Origin of the sequence: Cupriavidus sp. OTU4054 (assembly GCF_038440175.1) — a bacterium.
Lineage (GTDB): Bacteria > Pseudomonadota > Gammaproteobacteria > Burkholderiales > Burkholderiaceae > Cupriavidus > Cupriavidus pauculus_D.
The window spans coordinates 100,914-124,139 of record NZ_JASATF010000004.1 but is presented as its reverse complement, the minus strand read 5'-3'; the positions used below and the strand labels follow the sequence as shown (position 1 = coordinate 124,139).

22 protein-coding genes are annotated in these 23,226 nt (G+C 66.3%); 15 read left to right on the top strand and 7 right to left on the bottom strand.

Annotated features, from left to right (window positions below; genetic code table 11):
• Positions 1-67: 67 nt before the first annotated feature.
• Positions 68-1,063, bottom strand: coding sequence for a Bug family tripartite tricarboxylate transporter substrate binding protein (locus AAHB16_RS07055; RefSeq protein ID WP_223851428.1), 996 nt, complete (start codon positions 1,061-1,063; stop codon positions 68-70).
• A gap of 234 nt (positions 1,064-1,297) precedes the next feature.
• Here AAHB16_RS07055 and AAHB16_RS07050 point away from each other — a divergent pair, with 234 nt between their 5' ends.
• The 4 genes from AAHB16_RS07050 (at position 1,298) to AAHB16_RS07035 (ending at position 5,965) form a co-directional block, all read left to right on the top strand.
• Positions 1,298-1,600 (top strand): DUF3649 domain-containing protein, encoded by a 303-nt coding sequence (locus tag AAHB16_RS07050; protein WP_150371667.1) that lies wholly within the window; start codon positions 1,298-1,300, stop codon positions 1,598-1,600.
• Positions 1,597-3,276 (top strand): PepSY-associated TM helix domain-containing protein, encoded by a 1,680-nt coding sequence (locus AAHB16_RS07045; protein WP_342050459.1) that lies wholly within the window; start codon positions 1,597-1,599, stop codon positions 3,274-3,276. The genes AAHB16_RS07050 and AAHB16_RS07045 overlap by 4 nt, the downstream gene beginning before the upstream one ends.
• On the top strand, positions 3,273-3,662 hold the full coding sequence (locus AAHB16_RS07040; RefSeq protein WP_150371669.1) for a DUF3325 domain-containing protein: 390 nt from the start codon (positions 3,273-3,275) through the stop codon (positions 3,660-3,662). The genes AAHB16_RS07045 and AAHB16_RS07040 overlap by 4 nt, the downstream gene beginning before the upstream one ends.
• Before the next feature lie 131 nt (positions 3,663-3,793).
• Positions 3,794-5,965 (top strand): TonB-dependent receptor, encoded by a 2,172-nt coding sequence (locus AAHB16_RS07035; RefSeq protein ID WP_342050458.1) that lies wholly within the window; start codon positions 3,794-3,796, stop codon positions 5,963-5,965.
• Between the two features lie 41 nt (positions 5,966-6,006).
• On the opposite strand, the gene AAHB16_RS07030 is transcribed toward AAHB16_RS07035, so the two are convergent.
• Positions 6,007-7,044 carry a Bug family tripartite tricarboxylate transporter substrate binding protein gene (locus AAHB16_RS07030; RefSeq protein WP_223851430.1) on the bottom strand — a complete coding sequence of 346 codons (1,038 nt, stop codon included), beginning with the start codon at positions 7,042-7,044 and terminating at the stop codon, positions 6,007-6,009.
• A gap of 154 nt (positions 7,045-7,198) precedes the next feature.
• Between AAHB16_RS07030 and AAHB16_RS07025 the strand changes: the two genes are divergently transcribed.
• The gene (locus tag AAHB16_RS07025) at positions 7,199-9,229 is read left to right on the top strand and encodes a S9 family peptidase (RefSeq protein ID WP_342050457.1); all 2,031 of its coding nucleotides are present in this window, start codon (positions 7,199-7,201) and stop codon (positions 9,227-9,229) included.
• Positions 9,230-9,235: 6 nt separating this feature from the next.
• Here AAHB16_RS07025 and AAHB16_RS07020 read toward each other — a convergent pair whose 3' ends face one another.
• Positions 9,236-10,159 carry a LysR substrate-binding domain-containing protein gene (locus tag AAHB16_RS07020; RefSeq protein ID WP_342050456.1) on the bottom strand — a complete coding sequence of 308 codons (924 nt, stop codon included), beginning with the start codon at positions 10,157-10,159 and terminating at the stop codon, positions 9,236-9,238.
• Positions 10,160-10,273: 114 nt separating this feature from the next.
• On the opposite strand from AAHB16_RS07020, the gene AAHB16_RS07015 reads away from it, so the two are divergent.
• The 6 genes from AAHB16_RS07015 to AAHB16_RS06990 all read left to right on the top strand — a co-directional run bounded on the left by AAHB16_RS07015 (position 10,274) and on the right by AAHB16_RS06990 (position 16,388).
• A complete protein-coding gene (locus tag AAHB16_RS07015) occupies positions 10,274-11,059 on the top strand; it encodes an HpcH/HpaI aldolase family protein (protein WP_342050455.1) in 786 nt (261 codons plus the stop codon).
• 43 nt (positions 11,060-11,102) lie between these two features.
• Positions 11,103-12,071 carry a Bug family tripartite tricarboxylate transporter substrate binding protein gene (locus AAHB16_RS07010; protein WP_223851431.1) on the top strand — a complete coding sequence of 323 codons (969 nt, stop codon included), beginning with the start codon at positions 11,103-11,105 and terminating at the stop codon, positions 12,069-12,071.
• 130 nt (positions 12,072-12,201) lie between these two features.
• Positions 12,202-12,846, top strand: coding sequence for an HAD hydrolase-like protein (locus AAHB16_RS07005; protein WP_150371673.1), 645 nt, complete (start codon positions 12,202-12,204; stop codon positions 12,844-12,846).
• A 107-nt stretch (positions 12,847-12,953) separates the two neighbouring features.
• Positions 12,954-13,961 carry a zinc-binding alcohol dehydrogenase family protein gene (locus AAHB16_RS07000; protein ID WP_342050454.1) on the top strand — a complete coding sequence of 336 codons (1,008 nt, stop codon included), beginning with the start codon at positions 12,954-12,956 and terminating at the stop codon, positions 13,959-13,961.
• A gap of 124 nt (positions 13,962-14,085) precedes the next feature.
• The gene (locus AAHB16_RS06995) at positions 14,086-15,201 is read left to right on the top strand and encodes an energy transducer TonB (RefSeq protein ID WP_342050453.1); all 1,116 of its coding nucleotides are present in this window, start codon (positions 14,086-14,088) and stop codon (positions 15,199-15,201) included.
• Positions 15,198-16,388: a S41 family peptidase gene (locus tag AAHB16_RS06990; RefSeq protein WP_342050452.1), complete on the top strand. Its 1,191-nt coding sequence runs from the start codon at positions 15,198-15,200 to the stop codon at positions 16,386-16,388. Before AAHB16_RS06995 ends, AAHB16_RS06990 begins: the two co-directional genes overlap by 4 nt.
• A 103-nt stretch (positions 16,389-16,491) precedes the next feature.
• Here the strand turns inward: AAHB16_RS06990 and AAHB16_RS06985 are convergent, their stop codons facing one another.
• The 3 genes from AAHB16_RS06985 to AAHB16_RS06975 all read right to left on the bottom strand — a co-directional run bounded on the left by AAHB16_RS06985 (position 16,492) and on the right by AAHB16_RS06975 (position 17,738).
• The gene (locus AAHB16_RS06985; RefSeq protein WP_150371677.1) at positions 16,492-16,842 is read right to left on the bottom strand and encodes a hypothetical protein; all 351 of its coding nucleotides are present in this window, start codon (positions 16,840-16,842) and stop codon (positions 16,492-16,494) included.
• Positions 16,843-17,047: 205 nt separating this feature from the next.
• The gene (locus tag AAHB16_RS06980; RefSeq protein WP_150371678.1) at positions 17,048-17,287 is read right to left on the bottom strand and encodes a DUF2789 domain-containing protein; all 240 of its coding nucleotides are present in this window, start codon (positions 17,285-17,287) and stop codon (positions 17,048-17,050) included.
• A 43-nt stretch (positions 17,288-17,330) separates the two neighbouring features.
• Positions 17,331-17,738 carry a PRC-barrel domain-containing protein gene (locus tag AAHB16_RS06975; RefSeq protein WP_342050451.1) on the bottom strand — a complete coding sequence of 136 codons (408 nt, stop codon included), beginning with the start codon at positions 17,736-17,738 and terminating at the stop codon, positions 17,331-17,333.
• A gap of 248 nt (positions 17,739-17,986) precedes the next feature.
• On the opposite strand from AAHB16_RS06975, the gene AAHB16_RS06970 reads away from it, so the two are divergent.
• The 3 genes from AAHB16_RS06970 to AAHB16_RS06960 all read left to right on the top strand — a co-directional run bounded on the left by AAHB16_RS06970 (position 17,987) and on the right by AAHB16_RS06960 (position 21,525).
• A complete protein-coding gene (locus AAHB16_RS06970) occupies positions 17,987-19,660 on the top strand; it encodes an S-layer protein (protein WP_150371679.1) in 1,674 nt (557 codons plus the stop codon).
• A 108-nt stretch (positions 19,661-19,768) separates the two neighbouring features.
• Positions 19,769-20,935 (top strand): alcohol dehydrogenase, encoded by a 1,167-nt coding sequence (yqhD, locus tag AAHB16_RS06965; RefSeq protein ID WP_342050450.1) that lies wholly within the window; start codon positions 19,769-19,771, stop codon positions 20,933-20,935.
• Positions 20,936-21,030: 95 nt separating this feature from the next.
• Positions 21,031-21,525: a hypothetical protein gene (locus AAHB16_RS06960; RefSeq protein ID WP_342050449.1), complete on the top strand. Its 495-nt coding sequence runs from the start codon at positions 21,031-21,033 to the stop codon at positions 21,523-21,525.
• 5 nt (positions 21,526-21,530) lie between these two features.
• On the opposite strand, the gene AAHB16_RS06955 is transcribed toward AAHB16_RS06960, so the two are convergent.
• Positions 21,531-22,565, bottom strand: coding sequence for a helix-turn-helix transcriptional regulator (locus AAHB16_RS06955; RefSeq protein ID WP_342050448.1), 1,035 nt, complete (start codon positions 22,563-22,565; stop codon positions 21,531-21,533).
• A 120-nt stretch (positions 22,566-22,685) separates the two neighbouring features.
• On the opposite strand from AAHB16_RS06955, the gene AAHB16_RS06950 reads away from it, so the two are divergent.
• A complete protein-coding gene (locus AAHB16_RS06950) occupies positions 22,686-23,219 on the top strand; it encodes an SMI1/KNR4 family protein (RefSeq protein ID WP_342050447.1) in 534 nt (177 codons plus the stop codon).
• The last annotated feature ends 7 nt before the right edge of the window (positions 23,220-23,226 follow it).

The following is a 23,226-nucleotide window of genomic DNA, read 5'->3' as shown; positions in this document are numbered from 1 at the left end:
AGACGGCCGGGAGCGATGCTCCCGGCGGTTAGTCAAACGCAAACGGGAAAGACCGAGAGGATACCCCTCAATCCACCGTCGCGCCCGATGCCTTTACCGCGGCGCCCCACTTGGTGATGTCCGTGGCGATGAACTGCTGGAACTGCTGCGGCTTCATGACCATCGGTTCCACGCCGAGGCCGGCCAGCTGGGCCTTGACGTCGGGCGAGGCGAGGATGGCCTGTACCTCGGTATTCATGCGGTCGGTAATCGCCTGGGGCAGGCCGGCCGGGCCGAGCAGGCCGTACCACGGCTGGGCGTCGAAGCCCTTGATGCCGCTTTCCGCGAGCGTCGGCACGTCGGGCAGCGCCTGCGAGCGTTGCGCGCCGGTGACGGCCAGCACCTTGAGGTTGCCGGCCTTCACCTGCTGCATGATCGGCAGCGGGTTTTCGAACGCGAGCGGCACCTGGCCACCGACGAGGTCGTTCAGCAGCGGGCCCGACCCCTTGTACGGGATGTGCTGGATCTTGGTCTTGGCCGCCACGTTGAACATCTCGCCGATGATGTGCTGCGGCGTGCCGGAGCCCGCCGAGCCGAAGGCGAGCTTGCCTTCCTTGCCCTTGGCGATGATGTCGTTCAGCGAGGTCAGGCCCGACTTGGCGTTGACGGCCACGACGAAGCTCGTGCGCGCGAGCGGGGATACGGCCGTGAAGTCCGCGTCGGGACGGTAGTTGAGCTTGGGATAGAGCGCGCCGGCGATCACGATCGGGCCGCTGGCCGCGAGCAGGAAGGTATAGCCGTCAGGCTTGGACTTGCCGACGTAGGCGGTACCGATATTGCCGCCCGCGCCGGCGCGGTTCTCGACGACCACGGGCTGGCCGAGCTTTTCGCCGAGGCGCGTGGACAGCAGGCGCGCCAGCACGTCGGTCGTGCCGCCCGGCGCATACGGCGAAACCAGCACGATCGGCTTGCTGGGCCATGCTTCCTGTGCCTGCGCGGCGGGGGAGGCCACCAGTGCGGCGGTCGCGGCGATGGCGCCCATCGCGAGTAGCGCGGTCGCACCGCGTCGAGTCATGACTTTCATTACTGCGTCTCCATCGATCTCGGGATCGTTGTAATAGGGATTGAGGCCACACCATTCTACGCGCGTGCCAAGGGACGTCACCTGCGCAAAACCCGCAAGAGCATTTAGCGTTTTCGCTACATGTCTGCAAATGTCTCTATTCGTATCCCTTATTGACATAAGACAACTGACGACAATGCTGATGCGAACCATTATCATATGCGTTTGCAATTAGACGTCAGGTGACGCTTCAGCATGACCCAGGCCCTCACGGTCCGCTACCGCCTCGCGGTGGCGTCGCGCGCGCTAGCCGCCATTTTCGGCGGTTATGGACTGGCGGCCCTGTCCGCCGGCTGTCTCTCCCTGGTGCTGATCCGCTGGACCGGCATGCCGCGGTCGGAGGCCGTGGTCACCGCCACGCTGCTCGCGTTCGTCTGGTACGTGCTCGCCGTGATCTGGGTGTTCGCCACGCGCAATGCATGGCGCGCGTGGGTGGGCCTCGCGATACCGTGCGCGATCTTCGCGCTGGGCTGGTGGGCGATGGGAGGGCAGGCATGACCGAACTCGGAAAACCGCTGGGCCTCCGCCAGTCGATGTCCTGGCTGCACACGTGGTCGGGCCTCCTCGTCTGCTGGGTGCTGTTCCTCGTCTACTGCTGCGGTACCGCCGCCTACTTCAAGGAAGAGATCACGGTCTGGATGCGACCGGACTGGCACGCGAAGCTGGCCGCGCCGGTGCCCGTCGAGCAGGCCGCCGAAAACGCGGTGGCCTATCTGAAGAAGAACGCCCCCGACGCCGAGCGCTGGTTTATCCAGCTGCCGACGGACCGCCGTCCCATTCTCTCGATGTTCTGGACGCGCAAGCCGAAGGAAGGCGAGAAGGCCACGCCCGCGCGTGACCGCCTGGAGCGCCGCAACCTCGATGCGGCCACGGGCGAGCCCCTCGCCAGCGCGCGGGAGACGCGCGGCGGCGAGTTCCTGTACCGCCTGCACTTCGATCTGCACTACATGCCCGTGCAATGGGCGCGCTGGATCGTCGGCGTCTGCACGATGTTCATGCTCGTCGCGATCATCAGCGGCATCATCACGCATCGCCGCATCTTCGCGGACTTCTTCACGTTCCGGGCACGCAAGGGCCAGCGCTCGTGGCTGGATGGCCATAACGTGGCCGCGGTGCTCGCGCTGCCGTTCCACCTGATGATTACCTACACGGGCATCGTCACGTTGCTGTTCATGTATATGCCGTTCGGCATCCAGGCCGCTTACCCGGGCGACGAGAAGACCTTCTTCACCGACCTCGGCTTCCGCGACCGGCAGGTCAAGGCCTCGGGCATCGAGGCGCCGCTGGCCCCGGTGGGACCGATGATCCGGCAGGCAATGGCGCACTGGGACGGCACGACGCCCGCGCGGATTTCGATCGAGCGTCCCAACGACGCAAGCGCGAAGGTGGCGGTGGTGCGCGACGCGGGCCGCAATATGAATTCGCAGGCCCCGACCGTGGTCTTCGACGGGACCACCGGCAAGCAGGTGGGCGTGCTCAATGACGACCCCAGGGCCGCCAACCAGACGCGCGGCGTGATGGTGGGCCTGCATATCGCGAACTTTGCGCCGTACGCCATGCGCTGGCTGTTCTTCGTCTCGGGCCTGGCCGGTTGCCTGATGGTGGCGACGGGCGCGCTGCTGTGGGCCGTGAAGACGCGCCAGCATCATGCCAGGCGCATTGCGCAGACGGGGCGGACGCCGTTCGGCCTGCGCCTCGTGGAAGCGCTGAACATCGGCGCGATTGCCGGTGTGCCCATCGCGATGGCGGCGTACTTCTGGGCCAACCGGCTGCTGCCGGCCGAGCTTGCGCAGCGGCCCGACATGGAAGCCCGCGCGTTCTTTATCGCCTGGGCCGCGGTGGCACTGATCGGCCAGATCCGGCCGACGCGCGGCACGTGGCGCGTGCTGCTGTCGGCCGCCGCCGCGATGTTCGCGTTGCTGCCGGTGCTCGACATGCTGACCACGCCCGCCTCGCTCGGCGAGCTGCCGCTGCCGGTTCTTGCCTTCGACGCCGTCGTGTTCCTGCTCGGCGCGGGCTTTGGGCTTGCGGCCTGGCTCGTGGGACGGAAGAAGGCCGCAGGCAAGCAGATTACGGACAAGCAGATAGCGGAGAAGCAAGCGGGGAAGAAGCCCGCTGCGTCCGCGGTGGCCAGTACCGCGCCGGCGCGCGAGATGGCCGGAGACCTGCGATGAACGCCGGCGTCCTCGCTGCCACCGCCGCCACACTCGCCAGCCTTGGCTTCGCCCTCGGCGGTTTCTCGTGGCTCGGCCTGACCATCGGCCGCCATCATGCCGATATCCACGGCCGGGGCACCGAACCCGCGCGCGATCAGGTCGTGCGGTTGCGGCTGCTGGGCTTCCTCGCGCTCGCGCTGGCTCTTGCCGCCTGCGTGATGGCACAGGGCTGGGCGTTCGGCTTCGTGTACTGGATCGGCGTCCTCTCGATCTGCGCGTGGGTAGCGGTGGCCACGTTCGCCTGCGCCCCCCGCGTTGTCCGCCGCATCGCGCTTGCCGCGGTCGGCCTCGCCGTGCTCGCGGCAATCGGTGCCCTGAGCGCCGAAGTCCTCATGCGTACGTAATCCCATGATGCTCCGCCCAAGACGCGGAGCCAGTTCACACCGTCGACGACGTCCTTCGCCGCCTTGCGAAGGGGGACGCGCTCGGCCTGCTTTATCCAGAAACAAAGACATCAGATACCGGGAGCAACACCTTGTCTTACACCAACCCATCGTCTTCCGCGACGCGTCTGCCGGCGCGTCCGCGTCTGTGCTGCCTCGTTGCCGCGCTTGCGGCGGCTGGCACGCTGCCCACCCTCGCATTCGCGCAGGAAGCCACGCTACCCGCGGTGACGGTACGCGCCGACGCCGGCACCGATGCGCTGCCGCCCGCCTATGCCGGCGGCCAGGTCGCGCGCGGTGCCCGCATCGGGGTGCTGGGCAACCAGGACTTCATGGACGTGCCGTTCAGCATCACGTCGTACACGGCGGAGCAGATGCAGAACCAGCAGGCCCGCACCGTGGGCCAGGTGCTGGCCGACGATCCCGCCATTCGCGTGAGCTCGGGCTTCGGCAACTTCTCGGAAACGTTCATCGTGCGCGGTTTCACGCTGACTTCCGATGACATCAGCTACAACGGCCTCTACGGCATTGCGCCGCGCCAGCTGGCCTCGACCGAAGGCCTGGAGCGCGTGGAGGTGTTCCGTGGCGCCAATGCATTCCTGAACGGCGTGTCGCCGGGCGGCAGCAGCGTGGGCGGCTCGATCAACCTCGTGCCGAAGTACGCGACGGCCGCGCCGATCACGCAAGGCACGATCGACTACACGAGCGACGGCCAGGCCGGTGCCCATATCGACGTGGGCCGCCGTTTCGGCGAGAAGAAGGAATTCGGCGTGCGCGTCAACGCGATGGCGCGCGGCGGCGATACGGCGATCGACAACGAAAGCCGTCAGCAGCGCCTGTTCACGCTGGGCATGGATTACCAGGGCGACAAGTTCCGCGTGAACGCGGACTTCGGCTACCAGAAGCAGCGCATCTATCAGGGCCGCAGCACCATCACGCTGAACGGCACGGCGCTGCCGCCGGTGCCCAACGCTTCCACCAACTTCGCGCAGCCGTGGACCAATTCCTCGCTCGAGGATATCTACGGCACGATTCGCGCCGAGTACGACATCGCGAAGAACTGGACCGCGTACGCCGCGTTCGGCGCGCACCAGACCAACGAGTTCGGCTCGTACAGCGGCGCCACGGTGGGCAACACGGGCTTCGGTACCGCGACCCGCCTGACCGTGCCGTTCGAACAGACCACCTACAGCGGCGAGTTCGGCGTGCGCGGCAGGTTCGTGACGGGTCCGGTCAGCCATACGGTCAACGCGAGCTGGTCGGGCCTGGAGCAACGCCGGGGCACGGCGTTCCAGAGCTCCCCCAGCTTCGCGACCAACCTCTACAACGCGCCGACGGTCGCCTATCCGGCCGCGCCCACCACGGGCAACATGAACGATCCGTTCACCACGCAACGGGTCAACCTCAACGGCGTCTCGGTGTCCGATACGCTGGGCTTCCTGAACGACCGCGTGCTGCTGACGGCCGGCGTGCGCCAGCAGGTGATCAACGTGCGCGGCTACGCGACGGCGACCGGTTCGCAGACCACGGCGTACAGCGAGTCGGCCACGTCGCCGATGTTCGGCCTCGTGGTCAAGCCGCTGCAGAACCTGTCCGTGTACTACAACTACATCCAGGGCCTTGCGCAGGGTCCGACCGCCGGCAACACCGCGGTCAACCGTGGCGAAGTGTTCCCGCCGGCCAAGTCGAAGCAGCACGAGGCGGGCGTGAAGTACGATGCGGGCAGCTTCGGCACGACGCTGGCCTTCTTCCAGATCGAGCAGCCGATCGGCACCACGTCCACGGCGACCAACGTGTTCGGCCTGCAGGACCTGCGTAACCGCGGCGTGGAATGGAGCATCTTCGGCGAACCGTTGCGCGGCCTGCGGCTGCTGGGCGGGGTGTCGGTCATCGATTCGGAATACCAGAACACCGGCAATCCGGCGACCGAAGGGAAGAAGGGCGTGGGCGTGCCGAACTACACGGCCACGGCGAGCGCGGAATACGATCTGCCGTTCCTGCAGGGTTCGACCGTGACGGGCCGCTTTATCCAGACGGGCCGCCAGAACGCGAATCCGCAGAACACGATCTCGCTGCCGTCGTGGCACCGTATCGACCTGGGCGCGCGCTACACCTTCAAGGCATCGCAGGTCCGCTACACGGTGCGCGCGTTTGTCGAGAACGTCACGAACAAGGACTACTGGGCGGCCGTCTCCACGTCGAACAACGTGCTTACCATCGGCAATCCGCGGACGTTCAAGGTATCGATGACCGTCGATTACTGATCGGCCCAGACATAATCGTCGCGAAACGGCGGGCGCCGCGATCAGTCGATCTTCGCGCCGGACTGCTTGATGGTCTGGCCCCAGCGCTTCTGCTCGCTGAGGATCGTCGCGGTAAACGCCTCCGGTCCCTGCCAGGCCGGCTCTGCGCCTTGCTGCTCGAACTTGGCCTTGGTGTCGGGGTCGGCCAGCACCGTGCGCAGCGCCCCCGACAGCTTGTCCACGATGTCCTTCGGCGTGCCGGCCGGCGCGAGCACGCCGTAGAAGCCGACAACCTCGAAGCCCTTGAGCCCCGCCTCTTCCATGGTCGGGACGTCCGGCAGCGCGGGCGAGCGCGCGTGCGAGGTCACGGCCAGCGCGCGGACCTTGCCGGACTTGATGAACTGCGTGAACAGCGGAATGGAGTCGGCCATCATCTGCGCCTGCCCGCCCATGACGTCCGTCAGCGCGGGCGCGCTGCCCTTGTACGGGATATGCACGATGAACGTGCCCGACGCCTGTTTGAACATCTCGGGCATCAGATGCGAAATGCCGCCATTGCCGCCCGACGCAAAGTTCAGCTTGCCCGGATTGGCCTTCGCGTACGCGATGAACTCCTTGAGGTTCTTCGCCGGAACGTTGTTGTTGACCACCATGACCAGCGGAATCAGCGCGGTACGGGCCACCGGCGCGAAGTCCTTCGGCATGCCGTACGGCAGCTTGGGGTACAGCGAGTTGTTGATCGACATCTGCCCGGTGTTCGCGATCAGCAGCGTGTAGCCATCCGCGGGCGACTTGGCAACGTTGTCCGAACCGATATTGCCGGCCGCGCCGGCCTTGTAGTCGAGCACGACGGTCTGGCCGAGAATCGGCTGAAGCTTCTCCGCGAGGATGCGCGCATGGGTATCGACGGGGCCGCCGGGCGGAAAGCCCACGACCATGCGGATGGGCTTGTCGGGGTAGGCGGCCTGCGCCGTGGCGGGCAGGAACGTACCCAGCACCGCGAGCGTGCCGAGGGCGAGCGCGGGCAGGGTAGCGAAAAGCTGGCGGCGGATCGTGCGATGGCGGCGATGGGAAGGCTGGCTGGCGCGGGAAGGCGTCATGGTTTGTGCTCCTCTGAGTGTCGTCTCGCTCTGCGGCGAGGGTTGCGGGTATTGTGACGTTTTTATGACAACATGGCGAGCTTCGAACGCAGGGAGCGGGGCTGGAGTACCCTTGCAGCTTGCTCCTTGCCAACATCGCCTACACCGGTTCCGCATGCCCAACGCACCTACCTCGCTCTCCGATTCGCTATCCGATACCCCGCTGATCCCGCGCGTCGAACTGTTCGGCAATCCGGTGCGCGCCGGCGCGCGCATCAGTCCCGATGGCCGTTACCTGTCATGGAGCGCGCCCGATGCGGGCGTCATGAACCTGTGGGTCGCGCCGCGCGACAATCCCGCGCAGGCCAGGGTCCTGACGCAGGACCGCCTGCGCGGCGTCTATACGAGCTGGTGGTCGTACGACGGCGCGCATCTGCTCTACGTACAGGACGTCGGCGGCGACGAGAACTATCACGTCTACGCCATCTCGCCCGAAGGCGGCAAGCCGCGCGACCTCACGCCGTTTGACGGCGTGCGCGCCTCGGTGGCGGCGCTGAGCCACAAGCCCGCGCTGCGCGGCAAGGCGCTGCTGAGCGTGAACCAGCGCGACCCGCGCTATCACGACCTGTATCTGGCGGACATCGCCACGGGCGAACTCACCCTCGTGCAGGAGAATCCCGGTTACGCGGGCTTTCTGACCGATGACGATTTCCGCGTGCTGCTCGCGGTGGAAACGCTGGACGACGGCGGCGCGCGCTATCTGAAACCCCGCGCGACCGCCGACGCAACCGCCGACGCGACCCCCGGCGGCCAGGGCTGGCAGCCGTGGCTGTCGGTCTCGCCCGACGATGCGCGCACCACGCATGCCTCGCATGTCGATGTCACCGGCCGCACGCTCTATGTCTACGACAGCCGCGGCCGCGACACCGCGGCGCTCGTCTCGATTCCGCTCGCGGCCGAGTCCGGGGACACGGCCGTGCCGACCGTGATCGCCGAAGACGCGCGCGCCGATATCGGCGGCGCGCTGCTCGATGCATTCACTTACGAGCCGCTCGCCTACAGCCTCGAGCACGAGCGCCGCGAACTGGTCGTGCTCGCGGAAAGCCTGCGCGCCGACGTGGCGTTGCTCGATGGCAGGCTCGGTGGCGTGGATGGGGAGTGGGGCCTGGTCAGCCGCAGCGAGGACGACCGCTACTGGATCGTCGGCGCGGCATCGGATCGCGTGCCGGGCGCCGCATGGCTGTTCGACAGGCAGACGCGCGCGCTGGAGCGGCTTTACGTCACGCGCCCCACGCTGCTCGATCATTCTCTCGCGCGCATGCAGTCCACGACGATCCGTTCGCGCGATGGCCTCGACCTCGTGACCTACGTGACCATCCCTGTTCATGCCGATGCGAGTCTCGCCGAGGGCGGCAAGCCGCTGACGAGCCGTGTCCCCGTGCCAACCGTACTGCTCGTGCACGGCGGCCCCTGGGCGCGCGATTCGTTCGGCTTCAACCCGCTGCACCAGTGGCTCGCCAATCGCGGCTATGCGGTGCTCTCGGTCAACTTCCGCGGTTCCACGGGCTTCGGCAAGCGCTTCCTCAGCGCGTCCGACCTCGAGTGGGGCGCGAAGATGGACGATGACCTCTGCGATGCCGTCGACTGGGCGGTCGCGCAGGGTATTGCCGATCCGGCGCGGGTGGCCGTCATGGGCTGGAGCTACGGCGGCTACGCCACGCTATGGGCGATGACGCATCATGCCGAGCGCTACGCGTGCGGCGTGGACGTGGTCGGTCCATCGAATCTGGAGACGCTGCTGGCCAGCATTCCGCCGTATTGGGAGAGCTTCCGTTCGACGCTGTACCGCGCCGTGGGCAACCCCGACACGGAGGCGGGCAAGGCGCTGCTGAAGGAGCGCTCGCCGCTGACCCATGCCGCGCGCATTGCCAAGCCGCTGCTGATCGGGCAGGGCGCCAACGACCCGCGCGTCAAGGAGGCCGAATCCACGCAGATGATCGATGCCATGCGCGCCAAGGGCATTCCGTTCACCTACGTGGTGTTCCCCGACGAGGGGCACGGCTTCCTGCGTCCCGCCAATTCGATCCGCTTCAATACGATCATCGAGACCTTCCTCGCCACGCATCTCGGCGGCCGATTCGAGCCCTCGCATCCGGCCGAGATCGAGGGGAATACCGCGGTGGTCGAGGCTGTCGAGCGTTATTGATCTGCGCTATGCGGGCGCGCGCACCTTGTACTGTGCCGCGGCCGCCAGCGCATCCTCGACGAACGGCAGCGTCATGGGATTGCCGATCTCCTTGTGGAATGCGATCCAGAGTTCGAGCGCCGGCACGTCCTTGCCCGATATCCTGCGGAACACCACGCCCGGCACAGGCTGCGCGGCGGCCGAGGCGGGAATCACGGCAATGGCGATGCCCGCCGTGACGAGCGCCATCATCGCGTGATAGCGCGCGCCGTCGTGGATGCGCAGCGGTACCACGTTGTGCTCCGCCAGCCAGCCGAGCATCAGGTCGTGCGCATACTGGCCGTGCCGCCGTTCGAGCGTGGCCAGGCTCTCGCCATGCAGGTCGCGCACGCCCACGCTGCGCTGCGTGGCGAGCCGATGCCCCTCGGGCACGGCCAGCACATGGGTCTCGCGCATCAGCCGGCGTGCCTGTAGCCGCGCATCGGTGATGGGCGGACGCAGGATCGCCACGTCGAGCTCGTTGCGCAGCAATGCCTCAAGCATCGCCTCCGAACTGACCTCCCGCAGCGAATAGAGCGCGCCCGGCATGCGCGCGGTAAAGCGCCGCAGCATATTCGGCACGAGCGCGATGGCGGAGATCGCGGTCAGGCCGATCGCCAGATGGCCGACGTCGTCGCCACGTCCGGCCTGCACGACCAGTTGCCGCGTGCGGTGCTCGATATCGAACAGCTTCTCGGCCTGCGCGCGCAGCACCGCGCCGGCGGGCGTCAGCCGCACGCTGCGCTTGGTGCGCTCGAACAGCGGCGTGCCGAGCTGCGCCTCCAGCTGCTTGATCTGCAGGCTCAGCGGCGGCTGCGTCATGTTCAGGCGGCGCGCCGCGCGGGTAAAGCTCAGTTCGTCGGCCAGCACCAGAAACGAGGTGAGGACGCGGAATTCCAGCGGACTGTACATATACAGGGCCTGTATAAATCCAATACAAAAGTAATATTGGAAATATAATCCAGCCGTCGCGAGAATGTCTCCACCGGCCGCCCCCCATGAGCCGCTCAGATAACGAAGAGAGACATGACCATCCAGCACCCCCTCGATACCCGCCTGCCGGCGATGCTGCGCGGCGGTAGCCCGTTGCGCGGAATCTTCAGCGCGCTCCCCAGCCCCGCGATCGTCGAGATGTGCGGCTATGCCGGCTTCGACTTCGTGATCATCGACAACGAACACGGCGCGGCCGGGCTAGAGACTACCGAGCACATGCTACGCGCCGCGCGGGCCAGCGGCATCGTGCCCGTGGTGCGCTGCTTCGTGGAGAACATTGCGCGCATCCTCGACATGGGAGCGAGTGCCGTGCAGATTCCGATGGTGGAAACCGCTGACGACGCGCGCGAACTCGTGCAACGCGTACGGTATCCCGGCGTTGGCCGGCGCGGCAGCGCGTTCAGCGGCCGCGCGGCTGGATATGGCGCGTTTCCCGGTGCCGCGCATACCGAGCGCAGCAACGAGGGCATCGCGCTGATCGCCATGATCGAGTCGCCCGAGGGTGTCGCCAATGCCGAGGCCATCGCGGCCGTCGAGGGCATCGATGCGGTATTCGTCGGGCCGAACGATCTGTCCCACGCGATGGGGTTCGGCAGCGACTGGAAGCGCCCCGAGGTAGCCGCCGCCATCGAGCAGGCGCTGCGCGCGGTCGATCGGGCTGGCAAGTGCCCGGGCGTGCTTGCGCTGACCGCCGAGGACGAACAGCACTATCGCGCGATGGGTGCGCGCTATTTCGCGACCGTGGCCACGAGCCTGATCACGGCGGCGTTTCGCCAGGCCGCCACGGCCGGACGCGCGGGAGGCAGCCTCTCGTACTAGCGCGACCCCGCACACCCCAAAAAGACAACATCAGGAGACGACAGTGAAGACACTCAGCAGCATCCTCGCGATCGCGGGGCTGGCCGCGGGCATGGCATGCCATGCGGCCGACCAGTGGCCATCGAAACCCATCAAGTATGTGGTCCCATTCTCGCCGGGCGGCGTTTCGGATGCCACCGCGCGCATCGTCGCGGAAGGCCTGTCGCAGCGACTGGGCCAGCCCGTGGTCATCGACAACAAGCCCGGCGTGTCGGGCATTCTCGGCACGCAGGCCGTCGCGCGCGCGGAGCCGGATGGCTACACGATCATGGGCGGCACGATCACGACGCATGCGGTCAATCCGTTCTTCTACAAGAAGCTTGGCTACGACCCGGTCAAGGACTTCGTGCCCGTGAACCTCGTCGGTACCGTCAGCAACGTGCTGGTCGTGGCCAACGACAGCAAGTACCAGTCCGTCGAGCAGATCGTGGCCGCGCTCAAGGCCAAGCCGGGTGGCCTGACGTTCGGCACGGCGGGACCGGGCAGTTCGCAGCAGCTGTCGGGTCAGCTGTTCCAGAGCATTACCGGCACGCAGCTGCAGCAGATCTCGTACAAGGGCGGCGCGGCCGCGATGACGGACCTGATCGGCGGCCAGATCGACCTCGTGTTCGAGACCGTGGCGGCCGCCAAGCCGATGCTCGACGGCAAGCGCGTGCGCGCGCTGGGCGTGACGTCGACGCACGTGCTGCCGAGTCTGCCCGATGTGCGGCCGCTGGCGGAGCAGGGCATCAAGGGCTTCGAGATGCAGTCGTGGCAGGGCATTTTCGCGCCGGCGGGCACGCCGCGGCCGATCGTCGACAAGCTGGGCAAGGAAATTGCCGCGGTGGTGGCCTCGCCGGCCGTGCAGCAGCGGCTGCGCACGCTGGGCGTGGAGCCCGAGGGCAAGACGACCGATGCGTTCGCGGCGTTCCAGCGCGCGGAGGTCACGAAATGGGGCAAGGTGATTCAGGCGGCCGGCGTGGTCCCGGAATAAGCGGCTGACACGGCGGGCCTGCACCATTGCGGGGCCCCCGTTTGCTCGTTTGCGCGGGCGTTTGTCGAGGGTCCGGGGCGGCGATACACTGGGGGCAGATTCTGCCCATTCCCCTGCCCAGGAGCGATGCATGTCTGTCCGCCTCGCGATCTTCGACTTCGACGGCACGCTTGCCGATACGTACCCGCTGTTCTCCGAGGTGCTGAACGGCCTTGCGCGCAAGCACGGCTTCCGCGAGGTATCCGAGGGCGAGCGCCCGGGCCTGCGCCGGCTCAGCGCGCAGGAAGTGTTGCGCGAACTGCAGCTGCCGTTGTGGAAGGTGCCCGCGGTCATGGCGGATTACCGCGCGATCATGCAGTCGCGCATCGGCGAGGTCCGGCTCTTTCCCGGTATCGAGGAGGTCCTGCACCAGATGCTCGACGCGCGGGTGGCCGTCGCCGTCACCACGTCGAATTCCGCGGACAACGTGCAGTCGGTGCTCGGCGCCCAGTTGATGGCGCGCTTCCTCGCGGTCGAGTGCGGCGCCGCGCTGTTCGGCAAGGCCCATCGCCTCAAACGCGTGGTCAAGACCACGCAGGTGGACCGGGACCAGATCATCTATATCGGCGACGAGATCCGCGATGCCGTCGCGGCAGCGCGCGCGGGCGTATCGTTCGGCGCCGTGGCATGGGGCTATACCGACCTCGATGCGCTGCTGACGTCCAGCCCGCGCAAGGTATTCCGCCGCTCGGCGGATATGCTGGCCCTGTCTGCCGTGACCTCGGGCCAAAAATAAGCGAGCCACGCGGGGGTGTCCGAAAACGCGACGGTAAACGTCGTCGAAGAATTCGCGCCAAGCAGCAATGATATTGCCTGATCTCCTCAGCGATGAAAGGCAACATCATGAAAGCAGTCGTCTACGACAAGGCAGGGCTCTCCATCGACGATCCGCGCGCGTTGTACGACGCCGAATTGCCCCGGCCGGAGCCGGGCGCGCGCGATCTGCTGGTCAGGATCGACGCAATCGCGGTCAACCCCGTGGACAGCAAGCTTCGGCTCGGCGTGCAGCCCCCGGGCCCGCGCGTGCTGGGCTGGGACGCCGTGGGCATCGTGGAAGCCGTCGGTGCCGAGGTCGAATGGTTCAAGGCCGGCGATGCGGTCTGGTACGCCGGCGATATCACGCGGCAGGGCAGCTACGCGGAATACGGGCTCGTGGACGAACGGATTGCCGGCCACGCGCCCAGGACGCTGTCCGCCGCGGACGCCGCGGCACTGCCGCTGACCACCATCACCGCATGGGAATTGCTGTTCGATCGCCTGCGCATTCCCGAAGGCGGCGGGCAGGGGCAGAGCCTGCTGATCATCGGCGCCAGCGGAGGCGTGGGCTCCATCCTCGTCCAGCTGGCGCGGAAGCTCACGGGCCTGACGGTGATCGGTACCGCATCGCGTCCGGAAACGCGGCAGTGGGTAAGCGAGCGTGGGGCGCACCACGTGATCGACCACAGTGTCGCGCTGCAGCCTCAGCTCGCGGCGGCGGGCTTCGCGCAGGTGGATCACGTCATCAGCCTCACGCATACGGACAGCTACTACGCGCAGATCGTCGAACTCCTCAAGCCGCAGGGGCAACTGGCGCTCATCGACGATCCCGCGACGCTGGACGCCATGCCGCTCAAGCGCAAATCCATTTCGCTGCACTGGGAGTTCATGTTCACGCGATCGATGTATCGTGCCGCGGATCTGGCCGAACAGCACAGGCTCCTGGAACGCGTTGCCGCGCTGATCGACGAAGGCGTGCTGACCACGACCGTCGGCCTGCATTTCGGCGAGATGACGGCGGCCAATCTGCGCCTCGCGCATGCGGCGCTCGAAGCGAACAAGACCGTGGGCAAGATCGTGCTCGAGCGAGGGTAGGCCACTGCGGACAGGCGGACCCCGTCGTTGTGCTGTCACAACATCCCCCTGATGGGGCCTGCGGGGCGATCGGGGTGCTGCTACGCTGGCGTCGCACAAAAAAACGTCAGCAGAATAACAAGACATGACAGCACCTATGGCAAGCCGCGCACCACGATGCCGGTGGTTCACGGTCGGCGCGGCCGTCGCGCTTATCGTCACAACGCTGGCCGGCTGCGCGCCGGCAACGGTCAAGCAGACCAATCGCGCCACCGACTACACGGGCACGCCCAAACGGCTCTTCGTGATTGCCGGCAAGGGCATGGGGTGGGGTCCCGAGTTCAGCGATGCGTTCCAGCAGAAGTTCAGCGAGATCGGCAGCCAGTGCGGCATCGTCACCACGTTCGAGGAGGTGAGCGGGCTCGAGCTCGATCTGGAGCGGACGATCGCGAACCGCGCGACGCAGTTCAACGCCGATACGGTCCTGTTTATCGCGCAGGGCGGCGGCGTGGTCATGATGCCCGCGGGCAATCGCGTCTCTATCCATTACAGCGCCACGCTTCGCGATATCGCGCAGCGGCGCGCGGTCTGGCGCGGCGGCTTCGAGTTCGGCCGTGGTGGCACCGTGATTACGCTGGCCGAACGTGGCGCCGTGTTTGCGATCGACCTGTCGAACAGCCTCAAGGACGACGCGTTGATGCAAGGCGCGGACTGCCGGAGCGTTCCGCTGGGACGCGGGGAGCGGCTCGAGCAGGCGACTGGTGACGCGCCGTCCGCTACACCCGCGGCGACATCGTCGCCTGTCGTGCACCGTCCGCGACCGGTTCCCGCGACAGCACCGCCCGCACCGCCCGCACCGCCCGCACCGGCCACGGCGCCGACGGTCTCGCTCCAGGAACTTGGCGGGCTGCTCCCGCAAGCGGCCGCCAACCGCGAACGCAAGGCGGAGCTGGCAAGGCTGCAGGCCCTGACCCATGGCGCGGCGGCGACGGATGGGGCCGTCAGCTACGCCGAACGCATTCGCCGTCACGTGTTGCCCAACGTACGGGCCGATGGCCCGCTCGAGGGCAACCCCGTCGCCGTCGTGCAACTGGAACTCGCGCCCGATGGCACGCTGCGTGCCGCGACGCTCGCGAAGGCCAGCGGCAGCACCGCATGGGATACCGCGGTGCTGCGCGCGGTGCAGCGCTCGGCGCCATTCCCGCCCGCCGATAACGGCAGCGTCCCGCCCAAGCTCTCGTTGTCGTTCCGGCCGCAATGACCCGCCGACGCCTGATCGCAAGCGCCGCGCCGGTTGCATTTGCATTTGCCCTCGCACCTGTTGCCGCCATCGCGCAGATACAGACGCAGGCCGGACCCTTGCCACCCGAGACGCTGCGTGCCTTCGTCGATACGGTCGGCACACTGGGCCGCTCGTACGTCAAGCCGGTATCGGCGGAAGAACTGCTGCAGGCCGCCATCCGCGGCATGGTGCGCGAGATCGATCCCGAGGGCGGCGATGTGCTCATCCCATCGGAGATGGAAGCCACGCCGTCCGCGACCAACACCATCGGTGGCGTGGGACTGGAGATGGTCGCGCGCGACGGCGTCGTCATGGTGGTGGCGCCGCTGCCGGGAAGCCCCGCGCAGGCCGCGGGCATCCACCCGAAGGACGTGCTCGTGTCCATCGACAGCGTCGCGGTGGGCACCCGTACCGCATGGGCCGTCAAGGCGCTGCGCGGCCCGCTCGGCAGCACGGTGGAGGTCGGTATCCGGTCGATCGGCGTGGAAGGCGTCCGCACGCTGCGCATCGAACGCGGCCGCATTCAGCCACGTAGTGCCGAGGTATCCATCGCGGGTGACGACGTCGCAGTGCTACGCGTGCCGGCTTTTTCGGGCAATACCACCGCAACGATCGCCACGGCGCTGTCGGCGCAGTGGCAACGCCGTCCGTTCCGCGCGATGGTCATCGACCTGCGCCACAACGCCGGCGGCCTGCTCGAAGCCTCGGTGGGCGTCGCCTCGCTGTTCCTGCCACCCAACGCGATGGTCGCGGAAACGGAAGGCCGCCTGGCGAGCGTCAACAACGTCTATCTGGCCGACGTGACGCGCTATGGCGGCACGGGTCCGATCCCGGATATTCCCGCCGCGTTCCGCGAGATGCCGATCGTCGTGCTCGTCGACGAGGGCACTGCCTCCGGCGCGGAGATCCTGGCCAGCGCGCTGCGCGACAACCGCCGCGCCCGCATCGTCGGCCACACGACCTTCGGCCGCGCGTCCATCCAGACCATCCAGCGCGTCGGCCCCGGCCTCGCGATCAGGTTCACGGCGGCGCAGTGGTACCCGCCATCGAGGCGAAATGTGGACAAGGTGGGCGTGTCACCCGATGTGGTGACGCGGGGGAAGGACGAGAAATCGGAGATGGATGCGGCCGTGGCGGAAGCCCGGCGAATGCTCGTCGCGAAATAATGCAAATCGGGGGACGCGCGCCTCCCGGCTCGGCGGTACTGGCACGCCAGCACACGCCTGCGCGTCCCCCGTCAGACTGATTCAGGCAGACCTGGCTACACGATCACTGGCACTGGCTGATCGCGCCCGATGCCGTGGTATCGCTGCCGCGGAAGCCAATCCACGATCCCGGGCCGTTCGCCGACTTGCGGACGATCGCGGCCGAGCCATTCGGCGGCTGCTGGCCCGGCACGTACACGTCGAACGCCTGATCGTTGGCGAGCATGTACTGCATCATGACAGTCTGGTTGCTGCTGTTGGCCCACTGTTGCCCGATGCATTGCGCAGCGGCCTTGGGCGCGAGCTTGCTTTCACCGACGGCGGTGGTCGCCGACGTCGGCGGCGGGGTGTAGGGTGAGGCGGCGCAGCCTGCGAGCGCTGCCACGGCGATGGCGAAGATGAATGGCGTCTTCATGTTCTTTCCTCCATATCGGATCGCGGGGGGCACCGGCAGCGCTTGCGTCGTGAGACAGGCGCCGGCGGTGCCGTCGGGGAACAGGAGCGGGAATATTTCTCGCCCCCGTACAACACATGAGTCTATGCAGCAGGCGAGATAACCGATGCCGCCTGCGTGGCTAACTTGGCGTCAGTGTTTGTCTGAAAGCGTCGGCCGCCAGGAATCAGGCCGGCGCGCGCAACGCGAGATTCAACTGATCGACCACGACGGCCCAGTCGGCATCCTCGACGAGTTCGTCGCGCAGCAGCGTGGCCTGAGCCGGCGTCCAGAAGGGCGCCTCCCACAACTGCTTGTCCTCCGGCAGCGGCGAATGCTCCGCAATGAAGGCCCGGATATCGGACTCGTCAGAAGACAGCCCGAGCTGCGCGAACAGTTGGGAGAACGGGTGAAATGGCTGTTCCATGGCGCCTCGGCTCGCTGGTTGATGATCTCGACAGGGCCAAGGATTACTTGGCCGGCTTGGCCTTCTTCGCGTACTCGAACTCTGGCAGCGCCTTCACCGCTTCCTTGGTCGCCCCCGGCAACACGATCTTGTCGCCCGACAGGTCGAACTGGGTCACAGGGATGGCCACGTCGTGGCGTCCCACGCCGACGAACCCGCCCGCGCCGATGATCGCGAACGACACCGCGCGATTCGGCGCAACGATCAGATCGACGACATTGCCAACCTTGTCGTTGTTCTCGTTATAGACGGGTTTTCCGAGAATCTGCTTCTTGACGCTTGCGCCCTGGATAACGATTCGAAGTTCTTCGACGGAAACCCCGAGCGAAGCTTGCCCGGCAACCTGGGCAAAGGCCTGCGGAGCAAGCGAAATGGAAGCAGCGGTGAGGGCAAGAGCGAGCGTACGTTTCATCATGACTCCCAGAGTTTTGTAGGTTTGGCGGTTCGGAAAGTGCCTTGTACTAGATTCCCCGAGATGGCCCTGTCCGTAAAAGCCGGCCTGTTCTGATTCATTTGTCAGACGAAGGCGGGCAAGCAACCTGCAAGAATCCACCTGCGCATCACTTTCCTGTCATGAACGCCCGGCATCATCGGCGCCCACAAGAGTCGGTGTACCGGCCAATCAGGGTCATCGAGAAATCAGCGCCAACAGGGAAGTTCATGCGTTACAGCAAAACCATCACCGCAGTCGCGGCCGGTCTGGTCGTGGCATTGGGTTTTTATGGCTGCGGCGGCAGCGACGATGCACCGGCCACGCCGGCCAGCCCGTCTTCGCCCAGCCAGCCGACCACCCCCACGAATCCAGCCACGCCAGCCGACCCCGCCAAGCCGGCCGAGGCCACGGGCCGCTGGACCACGGGCGATCTGCATATGCATACGATCGAGTCCGACGACGCGCAGGACAAGCTGTCCACGGTGCTCGACCAGACCTTCGACAAGTTCGGTCTGGACTGGACCGCGATCTCGAACCACCTGCGCACGTCCTCGCGCGACCAGGACGGCGTGGCGATCGCCGGCGGTCCGCTGCCGTACTCGCAGGCCATGGCCACCTACGAGATTCCCGCCGTCAAGCAACTGCAGGCCAGCGGCCGCTACGCCAACAAGCTGATCTTCTCTGCATTCGAATGGGACATGCCGACGCATGACCACGTGAACGTCGGCATCTTCACGGGCACGCCGCTCGCCACGGCCACCAAGGCCGCCAACGAGTTCGAATACTTCTTCACGAACCGCAACGTCGCGCAATTCAACGCGGTGGACGTCACCGCATGGAGCGCCAAGGGCCCGCGCGCATTCACCACGCACGCGGACGCGGTCAAGGCGTTCGCCTGGCTGCGCGACAACTTCCCCGACACCAGCTACGCGCTGATCAACCACCCGTCGCGCAACGTCGGCATGTACACCGCCGCCAACTACCGCGAGTTCAACGACACAGCGCCGAACATCGCGTTCGGCGTGGAGGGCATGGTCGGCAACCAGATGGAGCCGAACCGTGGCGGCTACACGGCCGCGTACGTCGACGCCAACCTCAAGAACCGCGTCTATGGCGGCGTGGACTACGTGGTCGCGCAGGTCGGCGGCATCTGGGACGCACTGCTCGGCGATGGCCGCCGTTTCTGGAACGTGGCGGACTCGGATCACCACTTCAAGGTCATCGGTGCCAACAGCAGCGGCTACTTCCCGGGCGAATACGCCAAGACCTACGTGTGGCTGGAAAACAAGTACACGGGCGTGAAGGCGGTACTCGAAGGCATGCGCTCGGGCAAGATGTTCTCGGTGTTCGGTGACCTGATCAACGCGCTCGACTTCAACGCCGGCAACGGTACGGCCAAGAGCGAGATGGGCGGCGAACTGAAGGTCAAGGCCGGCGAGACCGTGACCGTGACCATCCGCTTCAAGAGCCCGGACCGCAACAACTTCGAGTTCCCGCTAGACAGCGGCGTCAACGTCAACGTGCGTCCCACGGTGAACCACGTCGATCTGATTGCCGGCGACGTCACCCCGCGCGCGGCCTCGGGCACGGCCGAGTACAGCAAGGAAACCAACGACTCGACGAAGGTCGTCGCCACGTTCACGTCGGCCGACTGGAAGCTCGATGCGGACGGCTACAACACGATGACGTTCACGTACAAGGCGGCAAGGAGCCAGTACTTCCGCCTGCGCGGCACGAACCTCGGCATGAACGTACCGGGCGAGACGTCGAACGGCAATCCGCTGCCCGACCTGCAGACGAGCGTGACCGAGGACACAGCCCGCTTCAATGCGATCAACGCGCGCAACTACAACGATCTGTGGTTCTACTCGAACCCGATCTTCGTGACGGTGGGGTCGTGATGTAGCGATTATGAAATGGGGTTTCTCAGTCCTTCAACGAAGATCGCTCTTCTGGATGGGGGCGGTAGCTCTTATATTCCACGGAGTTTTCAAGAAAGGACGATCCCCATGTTCAACTTCAACCTGCATGCCCCCACCAAAGTCCTGTTCGGCAAGGACCAGATCGCGGGCATCGCCGCGGAAATCCCGGCGAACGCCCGCGTGCTGATCACGTACGGCGGTGGCAGCATCAAGCGGAATGGCGTGCTGGAAGCCGTGCGCAAGGCACTCGGCGACCGCGTCGTCTTCGAATTCGGCGGCATCGAACCGAACCCCGATTACGCCACGCTGATGCAGGCCGTGGAACTCGGCCTCGCGGAAAAAGTGGACTTCGTGCTGTCGGTCGGCGGCGGCTCCGTGGCCGATGGCACGAAGTTCATCGTGGCCGCCATGCACTACGACGGCGACGCGTGGGACATCCTCGCCAAGCGTGGCACCGGTGCCCAGAAGATCAAATCGGCCGTGCCGTTCGGCGTGGTGCTCACGCTCCCGGCCACGGGTTCAGAGATGAACGCCGGCGCCGTGATCAGCCGCCGGGAGACCGGCGACAAGCTCGACTTCCACTCGCCGCACTGCTTCCCGCGCTTCGCGGTGCTTGACCCCGTGACGACGTTCACGCTGCCGGCACGCCAGACCACCAACGGCGTGGTCGATGCGTTCGTCCACACGACCGAGCAATACCTGACCTATCCGGTGAACGCCAAGGTGCAGGACCGTATGGCCGAAGGCATCCTGCAGACGCTGATCGAGGACGGTCCGAAGGTGCTGGCCGACGGCGAGGACTACGACGCGCGCGCCAACATCATGTGGGCGGCCACTATGGCGCTGAACGGCTTTATCGGCGCGGGCGTCCCGCAGGACTGGGCCACGCACATGATCGGCCACGAGATCACGGCCATGCACGGCCTGGACCACGCGCAAACGCTGGCCATCGTGCTGCCGTCGCTACTGAACGCCCGCCGCGATCAAAAGCGCGAGAAGCTGCTGCAATACGCGGAGCGCGTCTGGAACATCCGTGAGGGCAGCGAAGACGCGCGCATCACCGCGGCCATCGACGCCACCCGCGCGTTCTTCGAACGCATGGGCGCCCCGACGCGACTGTCCGCGTACGGCATCGACGGCAGCAGCATCGGCGACATCGTCGCCAAGCTCGGCGAGCACGGGATGACTGCGCTCGGCGAGCACGGCGACATCTCCCTCGATGTCAGCCGGAAGGTGCTGCAGGCGGCGGTGTAAAGCAGCTTGCCCTTGCGTATGAATCCGGAGTGGACAGCATCCGTCCACTTCGGCGGACAGACTCATGAATGTCGTCATCGAGACAGGAGACATTCATGCACGCTCTGGCTACTGCCACCGATTCCTGCACCTCCCAGGCACCCGCTCGCTTCCGCATCGCGGTGGAACGCTGGGGCATCCGCGAAACGGATATCCCCGATCTTCTGCGAGGACTCAATGCGACCCATCCAGCGGTCGCATGGGTCAGCCACCGGTCCGGGCAGCCTGCCGATCTTATCGTGCATCTTGTGGATATCCGCGCTCTGGTTGGGAGCACCAACGCGGCCCCGTGGAACGTCATGGGCCCCATTCACGCTCTACGGAATGCCCATCGCGCGGGCACGCCGGTCGTCGCGCTCTGCAGGGGAGACGTGTGGCAGTTGCCGGCATCTCGCCTGGGCTGCTGGATCGTGTCGGGCACGCAGGACTTTGCCCCGGCAGTACGAACGCTGCTCGACGCGATCCTGACCGGTTACGAGTCTGCGGGGGAAACGTGGCGCGGTCGCGCCCTGGAACTGGCTGCGCCGCACGTCACCTTTGACGCGTCGTGAGCATGTCAGCCGGTCACACCATAGGCGGCGACGGCGCGACGCAAGCGGTTGGCGATATCGGCGCGAAGGGATGCCGGCGCGAGGACCTCCGCCGACTCCGACCGCTCCATCAGCAAGTTCCTCAATGCAATGGAGGGGACGACCGTTGCCGTGAGGAGGAAGCCGCCATCTTCCTCGACGATGGCCTGATCGTCCGCGAATCGCAATTCGCGGAATGGACTCTGCACGGTCTCATCCTCGCGCACACGGAGTACGAGTTCCACTGGCGGCTCGGAGAAAAACGCGAACATCCGTTCCTCGCGAATATAGGTGTCAAGCGAGAACGCCGGGTCGCGCGCGAGTACCGTATTGCAGGGGGCGACGGCGCCGATTCGGTCCAGGCGAAGCAGATAGCGCTTGGTGCCCCCCGCACGCCGCGGCCGATCGGCCACCAGGAACAGCACAGGCCCTTTCTCGACCAGCGCCAGCGGCAGGACATCGAACTGCGACGCGCCGCTGTCCAGCCGCGCGCTGCGATACGCGACCGTGATGCAGGCATCGCGATACAAGGCATCGAGCACGCCATCGATAACGTTCTGTTCGATCGCTGGCGCGATCAATGGATAGCCCACCTCGATGCGTGTGGTCTTGCCGAGCCACGCATTGGCCGCGCTCAGCGGCGTGGCGGCGGCGCTTTCCCGCAGCACGCGCACCGCGCCATCGAAGTAGTCCTCGAGTCCGCTCGCGATCGTGGCGGGCACATGGCGATTCGCGAGCTGACGCAGCTTGAGCAACGCCACGGCAAGATCGACGGGCGGCCGCAGCGCGTCCTTGTTGACGGACAGCCCCGATACGGAGCGCCATTCCCGATGGATATCCTCGCCGCGCCGTTCCGCGAGCCGCTGCCGCTCGAGGCGCTCGAATGCACGTGTCACTTTCTTGGGATACGCACTGCTATCCCGCGCGATGACCTCGCGAATCAGATCGCCCGAGCGCTGCCATTTTCCTTCGTGGACGCGCAGGACCTTGAGGGTGAGGTAATCGAATTCGGTCAGAGACATAAGACAGTGAGGCAAGACAAGCGGCTGCCAATCTAGGCAACGATGGGGCGGCCTGGCTATCCCTCCGATGTCGGGTATCGATCGCCTCAAGTTTGCCCGGCTGCGGACGATGAGGGATAGATGTCACCGTCGAACAAGAACATGCATATAGAGACGATCGACGCGCCATGGCGCGCGCTGGAACTCGCGCTGGCAATGCACGGTAGCAGCCCGCTCAATCCACCCGCCACGATGGAAGCCATCGAACAGCTACAGCGGCATGTGGCCATCGCATTGCCGCAGGACTATGTCGACAGCCTCCGTCTGCACGACGGGCAGGCCGCCAACACGCCGTGGCTGTTCCCGGAGGGCGAGCTTCTCTCGTCCTCGCGCGTGATGCGCCGATGGAGCATCTGGCACGACCTCTGGCAGAGCGGCGAACTCAGCGAGGTCGCGGCGATCGCCGACGACGGGATATTGCCCACCTGGTGGCATCCCGGATGGATTCCTTTTACATACAACGGCGCCGGCGACCATCTCTGCGTCGATATGTCCCCCGCGCCGGGCGGCACGGTGGGGCAAGTGATCACGCTCTGGCATGACGACGGCAAGCGCACGCGGGTCGCGCACAGCTTCGCCGAATGGTTCACGCACGCTGTCGCGCAACGGTACTAGGCACACA